This is a genomic window from Marinobacter sp. (genome assembly GCF_052091845.1).
Taxonomy (GTDB): Bacteria; Pseudomonadota; Gammaproteobacteria; order Pseudomonadales; family Oleiphilaceae; genus Marinobacter.
On sequence record NZ_JBQDCO010000004.1, the window covers coordinates 1 to 25,742 of the forward strand.

The 25,742-nt window shown below is 56.0% G+C and carries 17 protein-coding genes and 1 pseudogene; 2 read left to right on the forward strand and 16 right to left on the reverse strand.

Features of this window, described 5'->3' with window-relative positions; translation table 11 throughout:
* Positions 1 to 72 precede the first annotated feature (72 nt).
* The 9 genes from ACTHYN_RS02095 to folE all read right to left on the reverse strand — a co-directional run bounded on the left by ACTHYN_RS02095 (position 73) and on the right by folE (position 12,055).
* Positions 73 to 2,034: a ribonuclease R family protein gene (locus ACTHYN_RS02095; protein WP_441810842.1), complete on the reverse strand. Its 1,962-nt coding sequence runs from the start codon at positions 2,032 to 2,034 to the stop codon at positions 73 to 75.
* A 124-nt stretch (positions 2,035 to 2,158) separates the two neighbouring features.
* Positions 2,159 to 3,904: a 30S ribosomal protein S12 methylthiotransferase accessory factor YcaO gene (gene ycaO, locus ACTHYN_RS02100; RefSeq protein ID WP_441810843.1), complete on the reverse strand. Its 1,746-nt coding sequence runs from the start codon at positions 3,902 to 3,904 to the stop codon at positions 2,159 to 2,161.
* A 244-nt stretch (positions 3,905 to 4,148) separates the two neighbouring features.
* Complete coding sequence (locus ACTHYN_RS02105; RefSeq protein WP_441810844.1) at positions 4,149 to 4,598, reverse strand: DUF411 domain-containing protein; 450 nt, start codon at positions 4,596 to 4,598, stop codon at positions 4,149 to 4,151.
* Between the two features lie 140 nt (positions 4,599 to 4,738).
* Positions 4,739 to 7,372 (reverse strand): heavy metal translocating P-type ATPase, encoded by a 2,634-nt coding sequence (locus tag ACTHYN_RS02110; protein WP_441810845.1) that lies wholly within the window; start codon positions 7,370 to 7,372, stop codon positions 4,739 to 4,741.
* Between the two features lie 6 nt (positions 7,373 to 7,378).
* Positions 7,379 to 7,810, reverse strand: a complete 432-nt coding sequence (locus tag ACTHYN_RS02115; protein ID WP_441810846.1) for a MerR family transcriptional regulator — start codon at positions 7,808 to 7,810, stop codon at positions 7,379 to 7,381.
* Positions 7,811 to 8,034: 224 nt separating this feature from the next.
* Complete coding sequence (locus ACTHYN_RS02120) at positions 8,035 to 8,355, reverse strand: hypothetical protein (protein WP_441810847.1); 321 nt, start codon at positions 8,353 to 8,355, stop codon at positions 8,035 to 8,037.
* Positions 8,356 to 8,406: 51 nt separating this feature from the next.
* The gene (locus ACTHYN_RS02125) at positions 8,407 to 10,584 is read right to left on the reverse strand and encodes a bifunctional diguanylate cyclase/phosphodiesterase (RefSeq protein WP_441810940.1); all 2,178 of its coding nucleotides are present in this window, start codon (positions 10,582 to 10,584) and stop codon (positions 8,407 to 8,409) included.
* A gap of 217 nt (positions 10,585 to 10,801) precedes the next feature.
* Entirely contained in the window at positions 10,802 to 11,239 is a 438-nt protein-coding gene (locus ACTHYN_RS02130; RefSeq protein ID WP_441810848.1) for a CoA-binding protein, read from the reverse strand.
* 246 nt (positions 11,240 to 11,485) lie between these two features.
* On the reverse strand, positions 11,486 to 12,055 hold the full coding sequence (gene folE, locus ACTHYN_RS02135; RefSeq protein WP_441810849.1) for a GTP cyclohydrolase I FolE: 570 nt from the start codon (positions 12,053 to 12,055) through the stop codon (positions 11,486 to 11,488).
* Positions 12,056 to 12,297: 242 nt separating this feature from the next.
* Here folE and ACTHYN_RS02140 point away from each other — a divergent pair, with 242 nt between their 5' ends.
* Positions 12,298 to 13,218: an alpha/beta fold hydrolase gene (locus tag ACTHYN_RS02140; protein WP_441810850.1), complete on the forward strand. Its 921-nt coding sequence runs from the start codon at positions 12,298 to 12,300 to the stop codon at positions 13,216 to 13,218.
* A 187-nt stretch (positions 13,219 to 13,405) separates the two neighbouring features.
* A pseudogene (locus ACTHYN_RS02145) lies at positions 13,406 to 13,744 on the forward strand (patatin-like phospholipase family protein); the annotation flags it as partial.
* On the opposite strand, the gene znuB reads toward ACTHYN_RS02145, so the two are convergent.
* The 7 genes from znuB to ACTHYN_RS02180 form a co-directional block, all read right to left on the reverse strand.
* Entirely contained in the window at positions 13,745 to 14,560 is an 816-nt protein-coding gene (gene znuB, locus ACTHYN_RS02150) for a zinc ABC transporter permease subunit ZnuB (protein ID WP_441810851.1), read from the reverse strand.
* Entirely contained in the window at positions 14,547 to 15,335 is a 789-nt protein-coding gene (znuC, locus tag ACTHYN_RS02155) for a zinc ABC transporter ATP-binding protein ZnuC (RefSeq protein ID WP_441810852.1), read from the reverse strand. The genes znuB and znuC overlap by 14 nt, the downstream gene beginning before the upstream one ends.
* The gene (locus ACTHYN_RS02160; RefSeq protein ID WP_441810853.1) at positions 15,328 to 15,819 is read right to left on the reverse strand and encodes a Fur family transcriptional regulator; all 492 of its coding nucleotides are present in this window, start codon (positions 15,817 to 15,819) and stop codon (positions 15,328 to 15,330) included. The genes znuC and ACTHYN_RS02160 overlap by 8 nt, the downstream gene beginning before the upstream one ends.
* Before the next feature lie 112 nt (positions 15,820 to 15,931).
* Positions 15,932 to 16,387: a chemotaxis protein CheW gene (locus ACTHYN_RS02165; RefSeq protein WP_441810854.1), complete on the reverse strand. Its 456-nt coding sequence runs from the start codon at positions 16,385 to 16,387 to the stop codon at positions 15,932 to 15,934.
* 11 nt (positions 16,388 to 16,398) lie between these two features.
* Positions 16,399 to 17,451, reverse strand: coding sequence for a chemotaxis protein CheB (locus ACTHYN_RS02170; RefSeq protein WP_441810855.1), 1,053 nt, complete (start codon positions 17,449 to 17,451; stop codon positions 16,399 to 16,401).
* Positions 17,451 to 24,830, reverse strand: coding sequence for an Hpt domain-containing protein (locus tag ACTHYN_RS02175; protein WP_441810856.1), 7,380 nt, complete (start codon positions 24,828 to 24,830; stop codon positions 17,451 to 17,453). Before ACTHYN_RS02175 ends, ACTHYN_RS02170 begins: the two co-directional genes overlap by 1 nt.
* Positions 24,831 to 24,841: 11 nt before the next feature.
* Entirely contained in the window at positions 24,842 to 25,741 is a 900-nt protein-coding gene (locus tag ACTHYN_RS02180; protein ID WP_441810857.1) for a CheR family methyltransferase, read from the reverse strand.
* Position 25,742: the final 1 nt, after the last annotated feature.

The window sequence follows — 25,742 nt, forward strand, 5'->3', positions numbered from 1 at the left end:
CAGAGCAGTGGCAAGCCAAAGACCAGCGCATAGAGCGTATGCTCCAGCAGTAGTCAATACTGGTAGGCGACCTCAGCCCTCGCTGTTGTCGCTTACCAGTTTAAAGTTAATCTGTCGGCGCTCTTCTTCTACCCCCACAAAGCTCACCTTAACGGCCTGCTCCAGCTGGAAGATGCGGCCATTTTTGTTGTGCGTCAGGCGCAGTGTGACCGGATCAAAGCTGTATTTGCCGTTAAGAGTCTTGCAGCTTACAAACCCTTCCAGGCCATTGATGTCTAAACGCACAAAAAAGCCGGCGGGAATGGTTCGGCTGATGACACCGTCCATAGGTTGCTCGCCCAGAGTTTTCGCAAAGTCGCTTCGGAGCCAGGCTTCCAGGCTATTGGCGGCCTGGCGGGCTTTGATTTGCGCGTTTTGAAGTGCTGACAGTTTGTCGCTGTCGAGCGAGCTCATGGGGGTATCCCACAGGGCGGCTTTGATCACCCGATGAACGTAAAGATCGGAATACTTGCGCAAAGGTGAAGTAAATGTGGTGTAGGCTTTCAGGCCCATGCCCTGGTGTGGTGCTGCGGTGAAGGACAGCTCCGCGCGTGCAAGCTGGCGCGAAAGAATGGTTTTAACCGGTACGTCTGCTTCCAGTTCTGAGGTCTGCTTCATCAGCTCCCGGAAACCGTCTGCGGTACTGGGGTCCAGGTCTGCAAGATGAGGGGCATGACCTTCAATCAGAGCACGAATATTGTCTGCGCGGTCGCCGCGAAACCCCGGGTGCTGGATAAACAGGCCAGACGGCTGCTGGGCCAGAAAGTCTGCAGCGCAGCGGTTGGCTGCTACCATGCACTCTTCTACCAGGCGGTGTGCTTCGTTTTGTACCGAGGGTTCAATAGCACGAATGCGCCGGTTTTCATCCAGCCGAAGCCGGAATTCAGGCCTGTCTCCGCTGAGTAGCGCGTGTTCATTACGCCATTTGCGCAGCGCAGTGGCCACTTGATGGAGCTGATCCAGGCTGTTGGAAACGGAATCCGGCAAGGCTTTGATGTCTTCGTCTTCGCGCCCCTCAATCAGGTTGGATACCAGCTCGTAACTGAGCTTGCCCCGGGAGCGGATAACCGCTTGATGAAAGCTGTAGTCGCCCAGACTGCCATCATTATTTACCTGCAGATCGCATATTAATACCAGGCGATTTGTATCCGGCATCAACGAGCACAGCCGGGTGCTAATGCTGTCCGGGAGCATAGGCAAAGGTTCGCCCGGGAAATAAATAGCCGTTGCCCGCTTGAATGCCTCAAACTCAGCCGCACTTTCCGGCCCAATGAGGGCTGAGGGGTCTGCAATGGCGATGGACAACGACCAGCCGGTTGCGTTGGGCTCAGCCAGAAGAGCGTCGTCCATATCCTGCGTGGCAGGGCTGTCTATGGTCACGTAGGCTCGGTCTGTGCGATCTTCCCGGTCGGCTTCAAGAGCTTCAATCGCGGCTTCGTTCAGGTTTTCTGCCTGCTCTGAAACCGGGGTGGGCCAGGAATCTGCCAGGTCAAAGGTGGCCAGAGTAAGGGCGCGCTCTATCCCCGGCTCGCCGGCCTTGCCAATAACTCTAAGAACCTTGGCCTGGCCCTTACCGTCTTTGATGGGGTGCTTGTGTATGCAGCAGTACAGATAGTCGTCGGGTTGCGCGTTCATGCGCTCTTTGGGTGGAATAAAAATCCACCGGTTGATGCCCGGCGTTTCCGGCACCACAAAATGCCCTTTGCCCTTCACCAGATAACGCCCAACAAAGGTGCTTAGCCGGCTTTCTAAAAGCTCGTCCACAACACCTTGAGTTTTGCCCTTGTCTGCTTCCTGTTCGGTAATGTTAACCCTGTCGCCCGGAAGCACTCTTTGCATTTCTTCCGGTGGCAGAAACACGTCGCGGCCTTCATCCAGCGTGACGAATCCGAAGCGGCCATGGGTGGCTTTAACCTTCCCTGGGAAAACGACTTTACTTTCCTCAATATCAGTCTTTAGCTGGCGCAACTGGCTGAGAGCGTCGGCATTGAACATGGGTGGACCTAGCTGAAAAAATGAATGATGGGGCGAAGTATAACGGTTTACGCGGCATGAGTCAGACCCCTATGCAGGGTTAAAAGCAACACCGGCTCCACAAGGGTACCGGTGTTGCCCCGGGTCAGATAGAGGCGGCTCTGTTTTGACCATCCAACACTTTGCGGTAGCCTTCCAAAAGTTTGCGGTGGCCTTCGGTTGGCGCATCGGGCGCTAGTGCAGACAGGCCCGGGAAGCGCTGCGCGCCGGTAATAAAATCGAGCGCCTGATCTACCCTTGCCTTGCTGTGGTAATACTCAAGCCCGCGGCGATATGGCCCGATATCGTCTGTGGCCAGGTACAGCTCCAGAACCGCGTGCAGAGCGGCGTATTCGCGGCGATCGTCTTCGGTCAGGTCACCTGAAGCCAGCACAGGCGCCAGTAGCTCGAAAGCACTTTCCAGGTCGTTCAGGGCTAACAACAGCCAGATTTTGAACTCACCCACGCGCAGGCGACCCCAGCGGCTGCTGTCGCCAACGATGCCTGTCCACTCAAGTATTTTCATCTGGTCGTTGATGTGGTGCTCTTCCAGTGTTTCCAGCAGGTGCTGCCAGCCAGATCCGCCAGCGTTGTGCAGATCATAGAGCACAGGTCTTATGGGCAGGCTGGCGTTGTTGTTGTTCAGGATAAGTTCGTCCGGCAGATAAATGTCGGAGAAGCCGGGAATCAGAATGCGGCAGGCAAAGGCGCCCAGGTCTGTATGCTCGGCAATATAGATTTCGTGGCCTTCGCTGTGGATCAGTTCCATTAATTGGGCGCAGGCGGTTTTGTTGTCTTTGGACCAGGGGCTGTTGGCATCCCAGTCGACAAAATCCATATCCGGCTCGTCACTGAGAAACGCCCAGCTCACGTAGCCGCTGGCGTCAATAAAGTGCAGTTCCAGGTTATGGGGCTCATCCACCATGTCCATATCGGTGGTGGGCGCCGGGAAACCTTCCAGTTCGTTCAGTGCGCGGCCCTGAACCAGTTCGGTCAGGGTGCGCTCCAGTGCCACTTCGAAAGTGGGGTGGCCGCCAAAACAGGCGTAGGCACCGCCATCCGGATGCATCAGTACAATACACATCACCGGGTAGTTGCCGCCCAGAGAGGCGTCCAGCACGCGCAGGCCAAAGCCGGCTTCCTGCAGGGCTTCGATGCCTTCCACAATATGCGGGAAGCGCGCCAGTACGGTACCTGGTACTTCTGGCAGCGCGATAGGCTCGGCAATGATGCGGGATTTGATCGCCCGCTCAAACAGTTCCGACAGGCTTTGAACAATCGCCTCTTCGCGGTTGTTGCCGGCACTCATGCCATTGGAGACAAACAGGTTGGCGATCATGCTCATGGGTATGTACACGGTTTCGCCGTCGCTCTGGCGTACATAGGGCAGGGCACACAGGCCTTTGCCGGTGCCGCCACCGTTCATGTCGGCCAGCTGTGCCGGCACCAGATCCTGGTCGTTTACGTAGAGCTTCTTCCAGCGTTCATCCAGCAGGCCTTCTGGCCAGTTTTCATCGTCCGGTTTGAACCATTTTTCGTTTGGCTGGTGTACGTAGCCATATTCTTCCAGCACCGGGTCGAGCATGAAGTCGGCAAACAGGTAGCGGGTAGATAAGCGTTCGATGAGTTCGCCGTAGGCGCTGGCCAGGGCAGCGTTGCGGCTGGCACCCTTGCCGTTGGAGAATACCTGGGGGCAGTCTTCGTCGCGGATGTGGACGGACCAGATGTAGGGTGCCGGGTTTAGCCAACGGGCCTCGATGATGTTGTAGCCAAGGGCGCGGATGGCACCGCCGATTTTCTCGATGGATTTTTCCAGAGCTTCGTCTTTGCCCGGGATGTAGGTTTCGGTCATGGGTGGGGCTCGCCGTTGGGTAAAAAGTGTGCGGCGATGCTAGCAGGGGGCGGAATTTGTGGCTAGCTTGAATTATACGCTGGGATGTAGCCACTGGGCGAAGCACCGTCACAGACACGCTGCAAGTACTTCCATGTACGCTTGTTTCCGGCCATCCATGGCCTCCAACAGTCTGTGACGGTGCTTCGCCCAGTGGCTTGCGTATTTCAGAGTGCCACTCAAGGGAACGACTTGAGAGCGCTACTTAATTGTGTTCTGAAAACACTTTTGTCTGGCCTTGTTCGTTGAACATCAATACTTGGTATTGATCTTTACGATCGCCCATTTCCATGCCGGGTGAGCCAACCGGCATGCCCGGCACCGAAAGGCCCGCAGCTTGCGGAGCGTCGGCCAGTAGCTTGTGGATATCGTCTGCCGGTACATGGCCTTCGATGACATAATCGCCCACAAACGCGGTATGGCAGCTGGCCAGGTTGCGGGTGAGACCGGCGTCGATTTTGACGCGGTTCATGTTCTGGGTGTCGGTGGCCTCCACATCAAAGCCGTTGTCTTCCAGATGATCAATCCAGGCTGTGCAGCAAGTGCATGTGGGCGATTTGTACACGTGGATACTCTGGGCCGTGCCTGCCGCCAATAGAGGGGTGCTGAGGCCGAGTGTGGCGGTAATGGCCAATCCGAGAATCTGTTTTTTCATGGTTTTTCTCTCTTTATGCCATGTTCAGTGATGGCTGTGATCCTGTTCGGGGGCATCGGTATCCGGCGATGAAAGCCAGAACCACCAGGCGATGGCGGCCATGAGTGCCAGGCCGCCTGCATTGACCAGTAACGTTTGCATCAGTTCCGCTCCTCGTTTGGTTTTTGGCTGTGGGCGTGATCCGGGTCAGCTTTGTGGCTGGTTTTGAACAGGCGCAGCCGATTGGCGTTGGTCACCACGGTGACGGACGACAGCGACATGGCAGCGCCGGCCAGAATCGGGCTCATCAATATGCCCCAGATCGGATACAGCAGGCCTGCGGCGATGGGGATGCCAAGGCTGTTGTAGGCAAAGGCACCGAAAAGGTTCTGGTGAATGTTCTTCACCGTAGTCCGGGAGATCTCGATGGCATCGGGCACGCCGTGCAGGGAGCCGCGCATCAGGGTAATAGCGGCGCTTTCGATGGCGACGTCTGTGCCTGTGCCTATGGCAAAGCCTACATCCGCGACGGCCAATGCGGGTGCGTCGTTTATGCCGTCGCCCACCATGGCCACGGTGTAGCCTTTGCCACGCATTTCGTTCACTACGTCGGCTTTGTCTTCTGGCAGAACTTCGGCACGGTAGTCGTCTATGCCGGTTTTGGCCGATATGGCTTTGGCGGTGGCGTCGATATCACCTGTGACCATCATCACCTTGATACCGGCATCGTGCAGCCGCCGGATGGCCGCTTGCGAGTCGGCTTTGATCGCATCAGCAACGCCGATTACGCCAAGCACATCGTTGCCCCGGGCAAGAAACAGAGGCGTGCCGGCTTCTTCGGTAATGGCCTTTTCTGCATCGCCAAGATTGCTCAACGACAGCCCTTCGGCTTCCAGCCAGCGGCGGTTGCCCAAGCGGATCGTATCGCCGTCATACTCGCCGGCTACACCTTTACCGTTCAGGGCTTCAAAGCCGGTGACTTTGAGTGGCTGTGCGTTTTGCTCTTTGGCTTTGTTAACAATGGCTTCTGCCAACGGGTGTTCGGAGTGCTGTTCCAGGCCCGCAGCCAGCGCCAGCAACGCACTTTCGTCGCTGCCCTCCGCTGTATGCACACTGGTGACCGCCGGGTGGCCCTCTGTGATGGTGCCGGTTTTGTCGAGAATGACTAAATCCAGCTTGCCGGCGGTTTGCAGGGCGTCACCCTGGCGAATCAGGGCGCCGTATTCTGCCGCCTTGCCAACACCCACCATCACCGACATAGGCGTGGCCAGGCCCAGGGCGCAAGGGCAGGCGATGATCAGCACCGTGGTGGCTGCCACCATCATGTGAACTACCGCAGGCTCAGGCCCCAGGTTGTACCAAACCAACGCGGCGGCCACGGCAATCAGCATAACACTGGGCACAAACACCGACGATATCTTGTCTGCCAGCCGGCCAATGGCGGGTTTTGAACCCTGAGCTTTTTTCACCAGGCGGATAATCTGCGCCAGTGCGGTTTCACTGCCCACCCGGGTTGCCTCGTAGACAATCCCGCCGTGGGTGTTCAATGTACCGGCTGAAACCTCATCACCCACCGCTTTGCTCGCCGGCATGGGCTCGCCGGTGAGCATGCTTTCGTCGATGCGCGTACTGCCTTCGACAATCTGCCCGTCGACTGGCAGTTTTTCACCCGGGCGAACGCGAATGTGATCGCCCTTGCGCACATCCTCCACCGGAATATCCTGCTCTTGCCCGTCACGAATCACCCGGGCCGTTTTCGCCCGCAAATCCAGTAACCGGCGCACCGCTTCGGAAGTCTTGCCCTTGGCCCGCAGTTCCAGCGCCTGGCCAAGATTGATCAAACCGATAATCATGGCTGAGGCTTCAAAATACACATGCCGTGCCATCTCCGGTAAAGCGCCGGGAAAACTCGACACCGTCATGGAATACAGCCAGGCGGTGCCTGTGCCCAGAGCAATCAGCGTGTCCATATTGGCGTTGTGATGACGGAATGCCTTCCAGGCGCCGACATAAAAATGCCCGCCCGTGCCGGCCATAACAACTAAAGTGAGCAGGCCTAAACCAAGCCAGGTGGTCTGGTTTGCATCGCTTACCGTCATGGAGCCGAACCCCATGCCCCAAATCATCAAGCCAACACCCAGACCCAAGCTGATGGCCATCTTGACGAGCAGAGTTTTGTACTGCTTTTTGTCGTCTTCCTGTTTCTGATCGTCTGCGGCGTCGGTATCTTCAATCACACTGGCGCCGTAACCGGAGCTTTCCACCGCACGCACCAAGGCTTGTGGATCGGCTGCGCCCGCTGCCGTGGCAGTGTTATCCGCCAGGTTCATATGGGCATGGGTCACCCCTGATACCGACTTCAATGCCTTCTCGATGGTATTCACACAGGAGGCGCAGGTGGCACCGGTTACCGCTAGGTGCACCTGATCGTCGCTTTGAGCCGGAGCTGACGCCTCTTCAGGCTTGCGCTCTGGCGTCTTGCCCTGCTCTTTATCTACGTCGGCTTCAGCACTTGAGTCTGTATTTTTTGACTTTGAGGCACAGCAGCTGGCGGCCTTTTCAGTGGTTGCCTCTTCAAGTGGTTCGGCCGGGTAACCACTTTCAGTCACAATTCTGGCTGCTTCTTTGGCATTGATACCCTCAGGCAACGCCACAGTTTGATCATCCAGATTAACCTCGACCAGCTGGGTATCGCCGGTTAGCGGCTCCAGCGCATTACGGATTTTCTTCACGCAGCCCTGGCAGGTGGCGCCGGAAATACTGAGAGTGGTCTGCAGTACAGGTGTGTCGCTCATCGTTATTTACTCCTCAACCTGCCTACCGGGTTTGCCGTCGTCCCAGTGTTCAATCAGGCGGCAGATGGTATGGCCATCCGGCGTGCCGTCCGGCATATCCTGCCAGGCAGCCAGCGCGGTCTTCATGCGCTTACGCAACTGCTCCAACTCATGAATCTCTTTCTCGACCACGGTCAACCGTTGCTGAAACACATCCCGAACCATCGGGCAGGGCGAATGGTGATCATCGGCCTGATCCAGAATCTGGCGAACCTCAGGTAACGAGAACCCCAATTGGCGGGCCTTGCGAGCAAAACGCAGCCGCCGGAGGTCCTCAGAGTCATACTGCTTGTAGTTGTTATCCGGGTTTCGGGAGGGTGTTAGCAGGCCCTCCCGGGTATAAAAACGAACCGTATCCGGACTCACTCCAGCGGAGGTGGCAATTTCTTTCACTTTCATCGTCAGAAGCTCTCGCCAAACATTGATCAGCGCCGGTGTGGGAAGCTTGTCCGAAAATGCTCGGAGCCATGCATGGCGCAGAGCAAGCGTACAGGGACGTATTCACAGCGGCTTTCGGACAAGCTTCCCATACCGGCGCGGTATCGCCGAAGCCTAACAATAGCCGGCAATGTAGAACTTAAGGATAGCCTAAAACCTGTGACCCACTCACAGGTCAAAGATTTTCAGGAAGAAGAGCTTTTCGCCCGAAGAAAGGTGTTGCAGTGACTGCACTGATCCGGCGCCATCAACTTTGCCTGCCAGCCAATTTTCCTACCGCACGCTGGGCACGCCAAACGAAGTTGCAGAATAATAATTGGCGTAACAAACGCCACAAGAATGAGCCCCAGGGCTCCCCAGTCGTCACCGCTGGAAAGTCCAAGCTGGCTACTGAAAACCAGAGTAATAACCAGAGCCACAAAAGCGAACAGGAAATAATTCCGGTTCCAGCGCTCCCAACGGCGAAGCTTGTTGTCTTGCTCCGGTGTTAAATAACCTGTGGCCATAGAATCTCACCTGAAAAAACCTAGTTTAATGCGGGCGCAAACGAAACGCGATTATAACTCCAGCTCAGCCATTACAGCTTTTTTGAACGCGCCGCTGGCTAGCGCACTTTCCAGTTCTTCCGCCGGAACAGGGCGGCTAATCAAATAACCCTGAGCCAGATTACAGTGGTGGTTCTTGAGAAAGTCCAGTTGGGCTTTTGTTTCCACGCCCTCGGCGACTACCTGCAAGCCCAGGTTGTGAGCCAGATTAATCACCGCCCGGGTAATCACCGCATCATCATGGCGCTCAGTCACGTCGGTAATAAACGAGCGGTCGATTTTAAGAAGATCCACCGGGAAGTCCCGCAGGTAAGCCAGGGAGGAATAGCCAACACCGAAATCGTCAATGGCCAGATGCACTCCAAGATCATGCAAACGCGACAATTGCCCCAGATTGTGTTCGATATTCTGAATGAAAATTTCCTCAGTCAGCTCTACCTTAAGCCGGTTGGCGGGAATACCCTCAGCATTCAGCGCGTTATGTATACGTTCAACCAGGCGTTCATCCGCCAGCTTATGCCCGGACAGATTCACCGCTACTCTGAGGTTTTCAAAACGGGTACCCTTCCATGCGGCCAACTGCCTGCAAGCCGCCATCACCACCCAGTGTCCGATATCCATTATCCGGCCGCTTTCTTCTGCAAAGGGAATGAATTCGCCAGGCGGCAGCAAGCCCCGGCGGGGGTGCCGCCATCGGATAAGTGCCTCAACATCGTTGACCTCGCCACTGCTGAGATTCAGTTGCGGCTGGTAATACAGCACAAACTCGTTACTGACCAAAGCCCGGCTGAGATCCTTCTCAAGCTCCAGGCGCATGACCTCTCGTTTCTGCATGCCCTCAGTATAAAACTGGTAGGTGTTACGGCCCTGCTCTTTGGCGCGATACAAGGCTATATCGGCGTTGCGCAGCAGAGTATCGGCATCCAATCCGCTCTGGGGGTAGACAGCAACGCCCAGTGTTGCGGTAATGCGGTGAACTTCTTCCTGAAGGACAAAAGGCGCTTCAAAGCAGTGTTTGATTCGCCCCAGCAAGTAAATAATGGCGTTTATATCTTCCACATGCTGCTCGCAGATCATGAACTCGTCGCCACCGGAGTAGGATACGGTAGTGCGCTCGCCGCTAAGCTGATCCAGACGCCCGGCAACCTGAATCAGCAGCTCGTCGCCAAATTGATGGCCAAGAGAGTCATTGAGCATCTGAAACCGATCCAAATCCAGCATCACCAGTGCCACCTGACGCTCCTGCCGATCTGCGACATTCAGCGCGTGGGCCAGGCCTTCCATAAAGAAGCGCCGGTTCGCAAGGCCCGTGAGAACATCTGTCGATTCGAGCCGCACAAGATCCTGCTGAATGGTTTTGCGCTGGGTTATTTCTTCATCCAGTTCCTGACGGGCTGTGAGTAAATCCCGGTTACGCTTGAGCAGGATTTGTATCAGAAGCGTTGTGAGGCTGGTCAGCAGGCCCATGAAAACAAGGGTAATAAACGTCCAGCGGGGCCACGGGCCACGCTGGCTGTTGACCCACTCGGGCGACGGTTGGACTGTTAGTTGCAGGTCCAGCGTGGGAAGACTGATTGGCGCAGTGTAGGACAGGGCATCGCTGGCGGGGTCAAAACTGTTCAGTGTATAAACCAGCTTGTCTTTGCTGTGGATTTTCATCTGGAACATTGCCGGTTCCCGGGAGGCCATAATCTGGTTAACCAGCGCATCCATTCTGAACACCCCGGCAATGAAGCCCCGATTATCGGAACCTACGCCAACGGGTGAATAAATAACAAAGCCCTTTCCTCCCTGGAGCAAATCTATTACGCCGGAGATGTCGTAGTTTCCGGCACTCTTCGCGGCTTCCAGTGCTGTTCTGCGTTGCTTGTCAAATGCTGCATTCTGGCCAAGCACGTTCTCGTTGGTGGCAAGCGGTGTCAGCCAGCGGATGGTAAAGTCAGCGTCAACCCATTCAATGGCCTGATAGATGCGGAAATCTTTAAGGTAATTACGGGCATCTTTACGCCATTCCCGTTCCGAGGTTTGTGGGTCTTCCGCCAGCCGGTTAGCCATGCGCCGGATGGCGTCGGCGTGCACAATAAACTCCCATTCCAGGGAGTGCGCCATATTACTGGTCTGATTTTCGAGGTTGGACTGAATTTGCCCCGTGTACTGCTGAACCAGGCCGTAACGAAGCCCCTCTGCCATGCCGACAAAAACAAGAAAGATCACCAGCGGAAACAGGGGGTGTAGCAGCTGCTTAACCAGGGGCCCGAATGTTTTGGGTGATGGAACCAAAAGCTGCTCCGATTGCCAGTAGTCCGATATGCCAGTGTAGTGGCTGAAGGCTGAGAATGGTAAATCAACCTTCTCAGACGCCGGGTAGGCTCAGGAGTTAGCCAAGTGGGAGACTAACAGCGTTGGATCACGTTTGGCCACCAACCGCCGGTATGCCCAGGCGTGGTATCTCCTGCTTTGGGCAGAGGTCCATCACAGCGGTTATGCCGGCCTTTTCCGCTCTGGCTGCCCCGGCTTCGTTGATCACCCCAATCTGCATCCAGATAACAGGAACCTTCAGTTCTATGGCCTGATCAATCACCGCATCTGTGCGCTCCGGAGCAAGAAACAGTTCAACCATATCGACCGGCTCCGGCAGGGAGGCTATATCGGCGTACACCGTCTCACCCAATACCTTCTGGCCTGCCAGGCGCGGATTAACAGGAATAATCCGGTAACCATGTTGTTGCAGGTATTCCATAACTTCGTGGGAAGGTCGGTTGGTTTTCTCACTGGCCCCCACCAACGCGATGGTGCGAACTGTGCTCAGGATATCGTGAATGGCACTTGGGTCTTTAGTCGGCATGGTACCCTTGCTACTTTTCAGGAGTGGTTTGATCGCTTGTATTTGGCCACAATGCTCCGTTTAGCAGCGCGCACTGGACCTTGGTTGGAATATACCCCCACGCAGTTGGATCATCAAATTTGCCTTGCCTAATAGCGGGTGGCATTGTGATTTCAGACTCTGTGACTGGCCGTCACCTGAACATGCGCGGCCGGTACCTTAAAAGTGTTTTGCCGTACGGCCGCAGAGCCAGACCGCGCCCTGAAGCTAGGCGCGGTTGCTAACAAGCTGCAGGAACTCCGTTCGTGTTGCCTGGGATTTACGGAATTGCCCCAGCATCATGGACGTTTTCATTTTGGAGTTCTGTTTCTGAACGCCACGCATCATCATACACATGTGCTGGGCTTCGATAACCACTGCAACGCCCTTGGCATTGGTCACACTTTCTACCGCTTCGGCAATTTGGCGCGTCAGGCTTTCCTGAATCTGTAACCGGCGTGCGTACATGTCCACAATGCGCGCAAATTTCGATAAGCCAAGAACGTGCCCCTGGGGCAGGTAGGCAATGTGACATTTACCAATAAAGGGCAGCATGTGATGCTCGCACATGCTGTACAGCTCGATATCCTGAACCACAATCATCTCATCCATTGCGGATTCAAACACCGCATTGTTTACGAGATCACCCAGATCCTGCTGATAACCTTTGGTGAGAAACTGCATGGCTTTGGCAGCACGCTTGGGGGTGTCTTGCAGACCTTCGCGGTTGGGGTCTTCGCCCAATCCGTCGATGATGGCGCGGTAGTGGCCCGTCAGGTCGTCAAGGTGTTTGGTCATAGTGTTGTCCGGTCTCTTTATTGGTGCAGGGTAATAGTAACAAGTAATGATAAGGGGCAATGGTGTTGAACGAGGGCAAGAGCTTAAGTGAATTCGCTCTGTATCTCTACGGTTTAGGCAGAAGCCCTTTAAAAATACCGGTTCTGGCTTGCTGTTTTATGGCACGTATTTGCCAAGCGCTGGTGACAGAACCGGGTTTATTCTACAGTTTCAGGTCGTGACGGATCTATCGGGAATAACGCATGGAACAGCAAATACCTGGCCTCAGGGATGGAGCAACAGTCAGTCGTGGGATAGCGATGCTGGAAGAGTGGCAACAGGGCGGCAAATGGTTTACTTACGAGGGCCACGCCATATTCAGTCGCATGGCCGGCAGGGGGGAGCCGTTGGTATTGGTGCATGGGTTTCCGACGGCTAGCTGGGACTGGAATCGTCTGTGGCCCATGTTGATTCAGAATAACAATGTTGTAGCTCTGGACCTGTTGGGTTTTGGCTTCTCTGATAAGCCCCGGGATCATGCCTACAGTATTGAGGATCAAGCAGATCTTTTGCAGGGGCTGCTGGAAGGGCTTGGGCTGGAATCTGTGCACCTTTTTGCTCATGACTACGGTTGCAGTGTTGCTCAGGAGCTGCTGGCCCGGGAACAGGAAGGTGTGCTGCCTTTTCAGGTTGCCAGTGTCTGTTTTTTAAACGGAGTGCTGTTTCCGGAAGTGTATAACCCATTGCTGATTCAGAAGCTTTCGCGTAGCCCTCTGGGCGGGCTGCTAAGCCGAGGTTTGACACGGCGCAGTTTCGAGCGAAGCTTTTTGAAACTGTTTGGCCGTAAAAGCACCCCATGCAAGCAGGATATGGACGATTTTTGGTACTTGCTCACCTACAATAATGGCCGGGGAATCCTGCATCACCTTGTTCAGTATATGGAAGAGCGTCGATGCCACCGTCACCGCTGGGTGTCAGCTTTGCAGAATGCGAGGCAACCCGTGCGCCTGATTTCGGGCACTGCAGATCCGGTTTCAGGCGCGGCCATGGTTCAGCGTTACCATGAAATGATTCCGAACGCCGATGTGGTGCAATTGAAGAACGTGGGGCATTACCCGCATTTTGAAAGTCCATGGGAGGTATTTGGCGCATACAGGGAGTTTCGCAAGCATCGGGTGGGGTAGACCTGTAGCCGGTTGGGCAAAACGTCGTTAACATTCGCAGGCTATCCGTTCTGATTGCCATTCATTCCGAATGCTGACGAGAAACCTGTTATGACCGCGATCCACACCCGCACCCCTGCACTGACCGTTCGAGCGGGCCGTCGAACCATTCAGAGATTACGAGACAAGCCGCTCACACCAAATGATGTACAACCTGAACCTGCCTTATGAGCAGCCAGGCGTGATTTTATACCCCCACTTTACGGACCGCATAGTGCCAGGCTGGTTTGATAAAACTCTGCCCTGGCGGCGCGGCGATGCCTCGCGTCTGCAGGATGTATTGCTTGTGGCACCGTCTGAGGCGTATCTGGAGCACCTCCCGGACCGCAAACTGCCGGACCGGAAGGATTTTGAAACCTACGCCGGAAACGATCGCGGCCGGGAGCGCTCGTGGCGGAAGGCCATTGCCGAGAGCGAGCGTTTGGGTGACGAGTTTATGGAACTTTTGGCTACCGGCCGCCTGGTGGATGCTCTCCAGCCCTTATGACTATCTGGCTGACAAACGGCCAGCACTGCCATAAACCACCAGAAAACTGGCAAAGGCCGTGACCACAACCGAGGGGCCGGCAGGCGTATCCAGATGCCACGACATACTCAGGCCACCGGCCACCGCAATAAATCCAAACACCACAGCCAACGCCGCCATCTGCTCCGGGGTGTTGGCCAGTCTGCGTGCTGTGGCTGCCGGGATGATCAGCAGTGCGGTAATCAGTAGAACGCCCACCATTTTCATGGCGACTGCAATGACCAGTGCAAACATCAACATCAGCACCAGACGCAGGCGCTCAACGGGCACCCCTTCTACTCGTGCCAGTTCTTCGTGGATGGTGCTCATCAGCAAACCGCGCCAAAGTACGATTAACAGCGTTAAAATCACAATGGCGCCGCCGTAGATCCACAGCAGGTCGTTGCGGTTCATGGCGAGTAGGTCCCCGAACAGCAGGCCGGTCAGGTCGATCCGGACATCTGGCATAAAACTGAGTGCAACCAAACCAATGGCCAGGGCACTGTGGGCAAGAATGCCCAGCAGCGTATCGGTGGCGAGGGTTTTGTTGCGGGAAAACAATAACAAAGCGACAGCCAGTACAACGCTGGTGATCATGACTCCGAGATTCAACGGAACGCTGATCAAAAAGCTGAGTGCTATGCCCAGCAAGGCAGAATGAGCCAAGGTATCGCCGAAATAGGCCATTCTCCGCCACACCACAAAGCAGCCCAGGGGCCCGGCGATCAGCGCCACTCCCAAACCACCAATGAGCGCACGCCAGAAAAAATCATTCAGCAGGGTATCAATGATGGTCATGGTGACAGTCCCCATGGCCGGTGGCAGTACCCGAATGATCAGGCCCGACCACGTTGCCATGCAGGTCGTGGCTGTGGTTGTGGTGGTGGTGATACACCGCCAGGGATTCCGCGACCGGTCGGCCAAAGGTTTCAATAAACGCCGGGTCGTGGGAAATGTCTGCGGGTGAGCCGCTGCAGCATATGTGCTGGTTCAGACAAATAACCTGGTCGGTGGCGGCCATTACCAGGTGCAGGTCGTGGGAAATCATGATCACGCCGCAGTTCAGTTCGTCCCGTAACTGTCGGATAAGGTCGTAAAGCGCGGCCTGGCCATTGATATCAACGCCTTGCGCCGGTTCATCGAGCACCAGAAGGTCCGGCCTCCGAGCCAGGGCTCTGGCAAGCAGAAGGCGTTGCTGTTCGCCTCCGGAAAGATGATGCACCGAAGCATTGAGCAGATGCCCCACGCCGGTTCTTGCAAGGGCAGAGGTGCATTCTGTCAATGGCCGGCCACTGAGCAACATGAAGCGTTTAACACTTAAAGGTAGCGTTGATTCGAGGCTTAGGTGCTGGGGCACATACCCTATTACCAGGTTTTTTGCGCGTGTCACGCGACCACTGGTGGCGGTTTGTATGCCCAGAACGGATTTGATTAACGTGGTTTTACCTGCGCCGTTAGGCCCGATGATTGTAATGATATCGCCCCGGTGCAGGGACAGATTTACCCGATCAACAACCGGGCGGCTTTCGAATCGCACGGTAAGATTGTCTATGGCAATCAGCACATCAGTCATGGCGCAGTTCCCCGAGACAGCCGGGGCAGAGACCCGCTACTTCCAGTGTAATGCCTTCAGTCTGGAAGGCTTCGGCGCCGGCGGCATGGTGTATCGCCGTGGATACCGAGGTGTCTGTGAGTTCAAGGACATTGCCGCAGGCGCGGCAAATAAGAAACATACCCGTGTGGTGCTCTCGGGCATGGGCGCAGCCAGTGAACGCATTAAGCGACGCTATGCGGTGTACAAGCCCGTTTTGCTGAAGAAAGTCCAGAGCCCGGTATACCGTTGGCGGTGCGGCATTGTGGCCTTCAGACGTGAGTTCTGCCAGCACATCGTAGGCGCCGAGAGGCTTGTGAGATTGCCAGACCAGCTCCAGCACCCGCTCACGTGTGGGGGTCAGGCGGGCATTTTTTTGCTTGCAGATTGCCCTGGCATCTGCCAAAGCCTGGCTGACGCAAGCGTCGTGATTGTGGGGGCGGTACGGAAGTGCGGGGGCAGACATAGCCGGGATCCTGCGGAATTTGAAACATTATAACATTCACAAGGATCCCGCTGCTATGGGGCAAGACAATAGCCTGAGTGCCGCGCTGATCACTCGGTCTCAGGTTCTTTGTTTATTCCAGCTGGTCGCTGGCGAGTGATTCCAGATAATCCAGGTTGGGAATCCAGGCGGCTTCACCATCAACTTCAACCTGCATAAGGTCAGCCGGTCCATTTTCGCCAGCCAGTTGCTTAACCTGATCTTCGGTAATGCGAACCTGGCTTGGAATACCTTGGGTGATCAGCGCAATGAAGCCAAGCTTTGCGCTGTTGATCGAGTTGAGCACCACAATCCGGCCACGGTTATCGCCCGGGATAGTGAGATTTCCGCCATTGGCTGCGTCGTAGGATATAACCGCCAGATTCAGTCCACGCCACTCCAGGTAGCCGGCCAGCCAATCCGGCGCGCCGGGGCCAGCGTCGTTACTGGCATAGTCTACCACCTCGGCAATGGATACGTTGGGTAGTAAAAGCTGTCGACCGCTTACCGGGATCATAACGCAGGAGAGGGTTTGGCTGTTGTCGTTCATTGCTTGTGTCCTCAGGTGGAGCCGCGTTTTTGTCGGCTTTTCAGCAGACAGGATTTTTCGATGGTGTTGATCAGTTCCTGCGCCAGTTGTTCGGGCGTACCACAGAAGCTGGCACAGCCTGTGGCGGCGATGGAGTCCGGCATTGAGCTATTGCCGCAACTTGCACTCTCCTGAACCCAGATCTGGCTGCCATAGGCTTTGAGCAAAGGTGCTGCAATGACCCCATCGTTGCCCATGCCGGAAAACAGAATTGCATGGCAGCGCGCGCCGTAATGATCGGCCGTATTCAACAACACCTGGTCAATAGAAGGGCCATAGGGGCCGGGCCAGGGTGTGCCTTGTTCAGTCAACTCGCCAGTGTTGTCAAATTTCCATTCGTGTTCAACAGGCATCAGTACGACATCGCCGTTTTTCACCCGGTAATTTTCTTCCGCACGTCGCAGCTTGTAATGGGCATGCCTGCCAAGCACCCGGGTCAGTACCTCGGCAAAGTTATCATCAATATGCTGGGCGTATATAAAGCCCACAGGCAAGCCTGGCGGCAGGGAGTCCAAAAAAGCCTTTACCGCAGCCGGGCCGCCCAGCGACGCGCACAAAACCCAAACTTCCTCTGCCACAGAACCTGGCGTTGCAGGCGGCAGCCACTGAGGCAATTCAGTCGACACCGGGCTTTCTGGCGCCTGTATCTCAAGCGCTTCAAGGCTGGCCCTGGAATCCAGCTGCTCCAGCTCGCCCAGCTGTTTTTCCAGCTTGCCCAACAACCGACGCTCCCAGCGAAAATAATCCGGGCTGCCGGATGCGGGGGCCTGATCCAGCCCAAACAAAACCGACACCCCGGTGCTCTCCAGAAGATAATCGAACAGGGCAGGGTGGTCCGCTTCGTCTTCCAGCGTGACCAGCCACAGTGCCGCCTCAGGAAACTCCGGGTAACCCATCAGCCGTTGGGGATCACCGGAGAAGCAAACCTCAAGGCCGAACTTGGTGGCGGCTGCCTGCAGACGGTGTCGCTGAAGAACAACGTCCGACACAATGCCGACCGAAGCCCGACCGTCGTGGCCGGTCATCACTGCTTACCGGTGAGCAGTTCAATGGTGTTCAGCAATTCGGTCTCCTGGAACGGCTTGCCGAGGTATTCGTTTACGCCGATTGCCAGTGCCCGCTCACGGTGTTTTTCACCGGTTCGCGAGGTAATCATGCAGATCGGCATGTCGCGCAGATTGTCATCGTGGCGCACGAAGCTGGCTACTTCAAAGCCGTCCATGCGCGGCATCTCGATATCCAGCAACATAAGATCCGGTTGGTGATCCTGCAACTGGGCCACCGCATCCAGGCCATCTTTTGCCGTGATAACCTCCATGCCATTGCGTTCCAGCAGGCGAGAGGTCACTTTTCGCACGGTTACCGAGTCGTCTACCACCATTACTACCGTAGCGCGTTCTTCATAGCGGGCTGACTCCCTCGCCTTTTCCAGCTCAGCTAAGCGCTCCCGCTCGGACAAAATGTCGGAACGGATCATGGCAGGCAGGTCGAGAATCACCACTACGTTGCCGTCACCCAGAATGGTGGCACCGGATACGCCGCGAACGGTTCCGAACTGCGGACCGAGTGACTTCACCACAATTTCCCGGCTACCCATCAGGTTGTCTACTTGCAGCGCCATGGGCTGCTCGGCACCACGCACCAAAATAACTGGCAACGGCAGGGCCTGGCCCTGAAGCTTGGGATGATGATCACTGTTCAGCAGGCTGCCAAGGTACTGCAGGCGATATTCCTGGCCGGCGTATTCGTACATGGGCGCATCCGGCTTGTAGTATTCTTCAAGCTCGTAGGTGCTGACCCGAACAATGCCCTCAATGGTATTAAGCGGAATGGCGTAGAAATCCTCACCTGTAGATACCATCAGGGCGCGGTTTACCGATACGGTAAACGGCAGTCTTACAGTAAAGATGGTTCCCCGGCCCAGCTGCGATTCAATATCCAGGCTGCCGCCCAGCTGTTTGATCTCACTGGCGACCACGTCCATGCCCACACCACGGCCGGAAATCTGGGTAACCTGCTGTGCGGTGGAGAACCCTGGCTGCAGAATAAACTGAAGAATTTCACGCTCGGAAAGATCTTCGTCTTCTCGCAGCAGACCCTGACGAATGGCTTTGTCCCGGATAACCTGTGAAGGAATGCCGGCGCCGTCGTCAATCATGCGAAGAACCACGTCGCCGCCTTCGCGGGCCAGCGTCAGGGTAACGTCGCCTGCTTCCACCTTGCCAGCTTTCTGGCGATCAGCCGGGCTTTCGATGCCGTGGTCTATGGCGTTCCGCAGCATGTGTTCCAGAGGCGCAATCATGCGTTCCAGAATGGTGCGGTCCATTTCACCTTCGGCATTGCGGACGTCAAAGTCCACTTTTTTGCCCAGCTCGCCGCTGATCTGGCGAACAATCCGGCGCAGGCGCGGCACCATGGAGGCAAACGGAATCATTCGGGTCTTCATCAGACCTTCTTGCAGTTCCGTATTGATGCGGGACTGCTGAACCAACAGGGTTTCTGTATCCCGAACCCGGTCAGACAGTGTCTCCCGCAGGTCTGCAAGGTCTGAGGAGGATTCTGTCAGAGCGCGCGATAGCTGCTGTATGGACGAATAACGGTCCATTTCCAGTGGGTCAAAATCTTCGCCGTAATCCGGACCATGCTCTTTTTCTGCACTGAACAGGATTTGAGCTTCGGTTTCTATATCCATCCGGCGTAGCTGTTCACGCAGACGTTCTATGGTGGCGGCCATTTCATCCAGGGTATGGCCGAAATCACTGCTTTGTTGCTCAAGCCGGCCACGGGTAATACTGGTTTCACCAGCCAGGTTAACCAGATCATCCAGCAGTGGCGCGGATACCCTGATGGTTTCCTGAGCCGTCCGTTGCGCGTCTGCTGCACGATTATGGGCCTTTGTGGCCGCTTTATTCTGCGTAGGCCTGGGCCCGGAGTTCGCGGCTGGCTCAGGTTGCGTCCCGGGTGTTGCCGGAACCGGCACGCTCGCCGGTTCAATACCTGCCGTGCCGGCATTGGCGCGTTCGCGTATGTCTGCGACCAGAGCAATAATGCCGTCGTGATCTTCGGTAATGGCTTGCCACTGGCTGTCGTCGGGGGCATTGCCATGCAGGTCAATCAAGCGGGTTTCAAACGTGTGCGCCTTGTCACCCAGCAGTGTTAGCTGGGACAAACGGGCTCCGCCTTTCAGTGTATGCAGCGCGCGCTGGGCTTCCTGGTTGAAGTGGTTATTACCCGGGTCTTTGTGCCAGTCAGCCAGGAGCTGCTCTAGCTGATCCATGATTTCGCCCGCTTCTTCCAGGAATATCTCCAGAATCTCCGGGTCAACGGCTTCCTGGCCTGCTGTTGCCGCTTCCTCTGATGACAACGCGCGTTGATCTGGTTCCGGCTTTTGCGCGGTGTTGAATGCGACAAGCAACTCCGGATCGGCTGCCGGCTCAGTGTTTTGTGCCAGCGCTCCGAGCATGGCTTTTAGATCGGCGAGGCCGCGATCACTGAGTGTGAGCAGCGTTTGCTGGTTGTGCGGGTTAAACAGAAGCGTATCCAATGCATCTGACCAGGCTTCTGCCAGTTCCGCGATGGGGTCGACATCGGACAGTCGTGCACCACCCTTGAGTGTGTGCAGTTCCTGCTGTAACTGCGCAACGCCGGCCATTGCCTCCGGATCATCGTGCCATTGGTCGAGGCACTCGCTTATGGCGTCGTGGATCTCAATACCTTCGTCCAGGAAGATACTGGTAAGTTCGCCTTCTGCAGGCTCGGCGATGGCGGGCGCAGAGTCTCCCCGGAGAATGGCTTCAACCTGGACTATCAGATCACTTGCCGGCGGGCAGGGCTTTCGGGACGCAACCTGATCAACCATCTGCGCAAGCCGGTCATGACAGGCAAACAGCAGGTCGTTCATTGGGCTGCTGGCTTCAAGCTGGCCTTCTGCCACTTTCTCGAACAAGTCTTCCAGTACGTGAGTCAGATCGCCAATGGCATCGATCCCGGCCATGCGGGCACCACCCTTCAGGGTGTGCACGTCGCGTTGTAGCTCCGCGGCGACGGATCGGTTAGACGGGTCTTCGCTCCAGGTGTGCAGCGCACTGCCGGTTGAGTTGATCAGATCGTAGGCTTCTTCAAGGAAGATGCCGATAAGCTCTGGATCCAAATGGGCAAGGTAGCCGGCGTATTCGTCATCGCCTATTTGCGCCATTTCCCCGGGTTCTGTCTCCGGCAGCAACTCGCTCTCTGGTGCGGTGGCTTCTGGCTCGTCGGGCAGCGCTGCATCTGTTACCGCCTGCGTGCTGGCGGTGTTGTCTATGTACGCATAAATTTCGCTGATCAGGTCCGGTGCCGGGCGTGGAAGCTCTTTTGCTTCCATGTTGTCTACCATGCCGGCAAGCCGGTCGTGACAGCGGAACAGAAGGTCCGAAAGCTCTTCGTTAATGGCCAACCGCTGTTCGGTCAGGCCCTCAAACAGATTTTCGAGCTCATGGGCCAGATCGCCCACTGCCGGGATATCTGCGAGCCGCGCACCGCCTTTCAAGGTATGCAGGTCTCGTTGGAGCAGGCGCAAGAGATCCAGGTTTGTGGTGTCTTCACTCCAGCTCTGCAGGGCTTCGGCCGTGCTGTCAATAAGATCGCGGGCTTCTTCGAGGAAAATTTCCGCGAGCTCTTCATCCAATTCGCTGTCGGTGGCTTCGGTGTTGGCAGCCTCGGGAACCTCTTCTGCCGCTGGCTCCTCCAGATCATCCATGTCGAAGCTGAGGTCAATTTCCTCCAGGTCTTCGGTGAACTCTTGATCGAAGGCGCTAGCCGCATCGGCTTCTGTCCGGGAAGTGGCCTGGGTGAGCGCCTCAAGTTCAGAAACCAGCTCATCGCCGGATTCAACCGCTAGTCCCGCGGCCACCTGATCCATCATGTTGATCAAGTGTTCATGAGCACTGCGCATAGATGCGAAGAACTGCTCATCCGGTGCTTTGTCGCGAGCAATGGCGGCAACATAAACTTCTTGCAGCGCCCCTGACAAAGCAGCCACATCTGGTAGCCCGGCGTCGGATGCCGAATCGGTAAGCTGGGCCAGTTCCACAGTGAGGTCCTGGAGTGATCCGGGCTCTTGCGGGTTTTCGGCCCACTGCGCAAGAATAAGATCAGCGTCCAGAACAACATCCAGGCCTTCATTCAGGAATAGCTGCACCAGCTGTGAAGGCTCTGGTTGTATTCCGTCGCGGCTGAGGTCTTCGCTGTAGGTGCGAAGCCGGTCATTGGAGATATGTTCCAGCTTTTCCAGGAATGCTTCGGTGCCGGGCAGTGCCGATTGAGGCGCTTGACGTATTTGCGCCAATCCCTTTGTAAGGAAGTCACAGGCTGTTTCGATCAGCGAGAGTACTTCGCGGTCGGCTCGCAGGTTTTGCGTCCGGGACTCCTTGATGAAGCGTTCCAGCGGAGCGATAACAGCGGCAATTGGGGTGATTCCTGCCGTGTGAGCACTGCCTTTGAGTGTATGCAGAGCACGAGACAGATTGTCTGTATAGGTAACACTGACTTTGTCACCGGCAAGTGCCAGGAACTCTTTAAGCGTTTGCAGATGGGTTTGTGTTTCGCTTTCAAAGATATCCAGTAGCACTGGATCAACGCCGCCATCGTCGGCATCGTAATCAATTTCGGGCAGGTTGATTGCGACCTCGCCAGCAGCGTCACCGGCTTCCGCGGCGGGCATTGTACTGGCGTCAGGGATTTCACCGTTGGCTACGGCAGCTGCCCGGGCCTGGATGTTAGACGGGTCCACTGAAGGTAGCAGGCGGTTCTCGAAATCTTCAACCAGTGCAGGGAAAGCATTGGTTGCTTCATCCAGAATACCGGCAATATCGTCATTCATGAAAATGCTGCCGTCGATAACACGGTTGAGCATGTTCTCGATGGACCAGGCTAGCTCACCCACCGTCAGCGCACCCACCATGCGGCCGCTGCCTTTCAGGGTGTGAAAGGCGCGACGCACTTCCGAAAGAGCGCTGCGATCATCGTGCTGACGGAGCAGCATGGGCAGGTATTCGCGGATAGTATCCAGGACCTCGCCGGCTTCCTCGACAAATATCTCGAGGATTTCGTCATCGATCAGATCGTCATGCGGGTCATTGTCTTCCGTCGGTTCTGGTGCGGGTATTTCTTCAGTAGCCGGTTTTTGCGCTGGCGCTTCCGGCGCCGCGGTTTGTTCGCTTTCGCTGCGGCGGGTGGTGGCCAGCGCTTCGGCGCGCTCAGTCAGTTCGGCCACGTTACCAGAGGCTTGACCATCGCGAAATTCGTGAATCAGTGAAGGAATGCGTGCGTTTACGTCATCCACCAACGAGAACAAGTCGTCGTTTGGCTTGATGCTCTGATCAATCACGCCATTGAGCAGGTTTTCGACCGACCAGGCCAGCTCACCAAGGCTGATAGCGCCAACCAGACGCCCGCTGCCTTTAAGAGTGTGGAAAGCGCGACGAACTTCTGTCAATGCTGAGTGATCGTCGTGACTTTGGCGCAAGCGCGGATAAAACTCTTGAATGGTCTGCAGGACCTCTTCGGCCTCTTCTATAAAGATGCCGAGAATTTCGTCGTCCAGAAGCTCTTCATCCGAACCTTTAGCTTCGGGAAGAGGCTCCGGGGCCGATTCCTGGGCGTCACCGGGTGAGATAACCGGAACGTCTTCTTCTGCGGCTTCTGTGCCCCAGGTGGGCTCTTCACCCACCGGAAAGCCAAGGCTGGCCAGGCTTTGTTCGGCAATCCGCAGTATGTCTTCGTTGTCGCTGATGCCTTCAGTCAGTCGCTCAAGATAGTACTCAATACTGGTAATCGCGTCGGCCAGGGTGTCTAGCTGCGCCCAGTCAGGCACGTGCTTGTCGCTGAGTAGAACATCTGTAATGTAGCGCTCTGCTGAAGCCAGCATGTTGGCCACCCGATCCAGTGGCACTAAGCTCAGGCCGCCCTGAATACTGTGCAGCAGGCCAGGAACATGCTCGACTTCCCGCGTGTCCCATTGGGACGCGATAAAGTTTATGATGGCAGACTTTACTTGCTCCAGCGTGCTGCGGGACTCCCGCAGCAGGGCACCGCTGGCTTCTCCAAGCTCGCGAGAGTTTTGGTTCAGAGGCAGGTTGTCGCCATTGTTTTCAGAGGACCCTGGCTGCCGGTCGCTGTCCAGACCGGCGAGGCTTGCCTCTACGTAGAGCAGCGCCCCGGCGATGTCCATCAGGGTGCCATCGTCCACGAGTTCGCTCTGTGTGCTGAGTTTTTCTACCAGTTCAGTCTGTTCTGTAATAACTTTTCGGGGTATTCCCAATCCCAGCACGGCAAGTGTGTTGCCCACCTGGGTTAAGCCAGGTAGCAATTCTTCCAGCTCGCTGTTCTGGCGCAACTCTGAACGAACAAACAGGTCCAGCTGATCTTTCAGCTTGGCCAGTTCTTCGTTGAGGGCGCTAACAACCGAGTGAATAGCTTCGCGACCCGGGCCAGAAACCCGGCTTCGAGCGGCATCGACATCGTCTTCGGATGGGAGTGCTTCTTCCAGCTGATAACGGCTGCGCAGCTCGCTCACTTTTTCGGAATCGAGGTCTCGTGCCCGAGCCACATAGTAAAGCAGGTGCTTCAGCAGCGCGTCGGGCGCTGGCTGGGCAAGAATATCCCCATGTTCCTCGGTAAGTCGGCGGATTTCGCTATCGAGTTCCCGAAGCAGGGATTTCACGGCAGGGTTAACCGGGTTTGCCTTGGCCTGAAGAGTTTCAACGAAGGCAGCAGCTGCTTTCCAGAGCTCTCCGCGAGGTGTTTTCTGGCAAAGGCGAGTCAGCCGGTGGATCACCTTTTGCAGGTAAACAAACTGGGCGTCCAACTCTTCTTCGCGAACAATGCCCGCCAGTGCAAATTGATACATTTGGCGAAGCTTGCGAATATGACCGAGCACTTTCGGGTCTTGCAGTCGCTGGGATACGTTGCCCGCGACCTGCATGCGGGACGGGCCCAGATCAGGTTTGAACAAAGATGTATCTGAAAGCAGGGCGTCGCCTCGTGCGGCCCTCAGGTCGTTCAGCAGAGGCAGCAGTACCATGGGAAAATCATCCTGGCTGCTGGCCAGATGTTCCAGGTACTGAGGTAGCTGCAAAATAGCCTGCATCAGAACATTTACGGCTTCGTCTACGTTGGTGACGCTGTCGTTCAACAGGGCCTGGGTGAGCTTTTCCATTTCTTCGGTCAGCAAGGCTGCACCGTAAAGCTCAACCATCTGCAGGGTGCCATGCACCTGATGGAGATAATTCAGGCAGAAGCGCAGGCGTGCCGTGTCGTCACGATTGTCGACATACGCCTCCAGCGCATGCTGACTCTGAGTCAGCGTGTCCTGTATCTCGCCCCTAACCCAGTCGAGGGCGATGCTGTCATGGTGGTTGCCCATAACCTCTCCGGTTATTCTTCGTCAGCCTGGCGCTTTATCCACGCCAGTACGTGTTCCGAGGGTACTTTTTGCAAGCCGGGTGGCTGCCAATCGATCAGCTCTCCCTGGCCCAGAACCAGTAATCCCCCGGGCGCCAGCCGCTCTGCAAGTCGTCTGACAATGTCCCGTCTGCGCCAGCGACGGAAATAAATCAGCAAATTCTGGCAGAAGATAATGTTCATCCCGTGCATGGGTGCTTTATCCAGATCCAGCACATTCAGCCTGGTAAAGCAGACCCGTTCCCGGATGCCATTTACAATTTCTACGGTGTTCCGCTCGGCTGGGCGGAAATACCGGTTTTTCATATTTTCTTCCATGCCCAATAATTTGCGGGCACTGAACTGACCAATCCGGGCCTTTTCGATGACTGGTGTACTGATATCTGAGCCGGTTACACCATACAGCGGTTGCAGAGCCAGTTGGGCCATACACTCATTCAGCACCATGGCTAAGGTGTATGGCTCTTCACCGGTGGAGCAGCCAACGCTCCAGGCCTCTATAGGCCGCTTCCGGAACTGCTCTCTTGGCCGCGTAAGTACATAATCGGCAACCAGGCGAAAGGCGTCAGGGTCCCGAAAAAAGCGGGTTTCCTGCACTGTTAGCCGGTCTACCAGCGTTGACCACTCCCGAATGGCATTTGGCCCTGAGACAATCGTTTCGTAGTAGGCCTGGTAACTGCTGCAGCCTATTTCCCGCATCCGGATAGCCAGGTTGGTTTCCAGAAACGAGCGGCGCTCTGCAGGCAGTGTCATGCCTGTACGGTGCTCCAGTAATGCCTGCCACTGGTTGAACTGCGCCTCATCCATTTCAGGAAGGCGACGCAGAACCCAGGCGCTTTCAGCAGGTGACGGATTGTTTTGAAGCTCAGACATA

Coding starts and splice junctions, on each gene's coding strand:
- ACTHYN_RS02095 (WP_441810842.1), bottom strand. CDS start 2,034: ATGTTCAATGCCGACGCTCTCAGCCAGTTGCGCCAGCTAAAGACTGAT.
- ycaO (WP_441810843.1), bottom strand. CDS start 3,904: ATGACCGAAACCTACATCCCGGGCAAAGACGAAGCTCTGGAAAAATCC.
- ACTHYN_RS02105 (WP_441810844.1), bottom strand. CDS start 4,598: ATGAAAAAACAGATTCTCGGATTGGCCATTACCGCCACACTCGGCCTC.
- ACTHYN_RS02110 (WP_441810845.1), bottom strand. CDS start 7,372: ATGAGCGACACACCTGTACTGCAGACCACTCTCAGTATTTCCGGCGCC.
- ACTHYN_RS02115 (WP_441810846.1), bottom strand. CDS start 7,810: ATGAAAGTGAAAGAAATTGCCACCTCCGCTGGAGTGAGTCCGGATACG.
- ACTHYN_RS02120 (WP_441810847.1), bottom strand. CDS start 8,355: ATGGCCACAGGTTATTTAACACCGGAGCAAGACAACAAGCTTCGCCGT.
- ACTHYN_RS02125 (WP_441810940.1), bottom strand. CDS start 10,584: ATGGCAGAGGGGCTTCGTTACGGCCTGGTTCAGCAGTACACGGGGCAA.
- ACTHYN_RS02130 (WP_441810848.1), bottom strand. CDS start 11,239: ATGCCGACTAAAGACCCAAGTGCCATTCACGATATCCTGAGCACAGTT.
- folE (WP_441810849.1), bottom strand. CDS start 12,055: ATGACCAAACACCTTGACGACCTGACGGGCCACTACCGCGCCATCATC.
- ACTHYN_RS02140 (WP_441810850.1), top strand. CDS start 12,298: ATGGAACAGCAAATACCTGGCCTCAGGGATGGAGCAACAGTCAGTCGT.
- znuB (WP_441810851.1), bottom strand. CDS start 14,560: ATGACCATCATTGATACCCTGCTGAATGATTTTTTCTGGCGTGCGCTC.
- znuC (WP_441810852.1), bottom strand. CDS start 15,335: ATGACTGATGTGCTGATTGCCATAGACAATCTTACCGTGCGATTCGAA.
- ACTHYN_RS02160 (WP_441810853.1), bottom strand. CDS start 15,819: ATGTCTGCCCCCGCACTTCCGTACCGCCCCCACAATCACGACGCTTGC.
- ACTHYN_RS02165 (WP_441810854.1), bottom strand. CDS start 16,387: ATGAACGACAACAGCCAAACCCTCTCCTGCGTTATGATCCCGGTAAGC.
- ACTHYN_RS02170 (WP_441810855.1), bottom strand. CDS start 17,451: ATGACCGGCCACGACGGTCGGGCTTCGGTCGGCATTGTGTCGGACGTT.
- ACTHYN_RS02175 (WP_441810856.1), bottom strand. CDS start 24,830: ATGGGCAACCACCATGACAGCATCGCCCTCGACTGGGTTAGGGGCGAG.
- ACTHYN_RS02180 (WP_441810857.1), bottom strand. CDS start 25,741: ATGTCTGAGCTTCAAAACAATCCGTCACCTGCTGAAAGCGCCTGGGTT.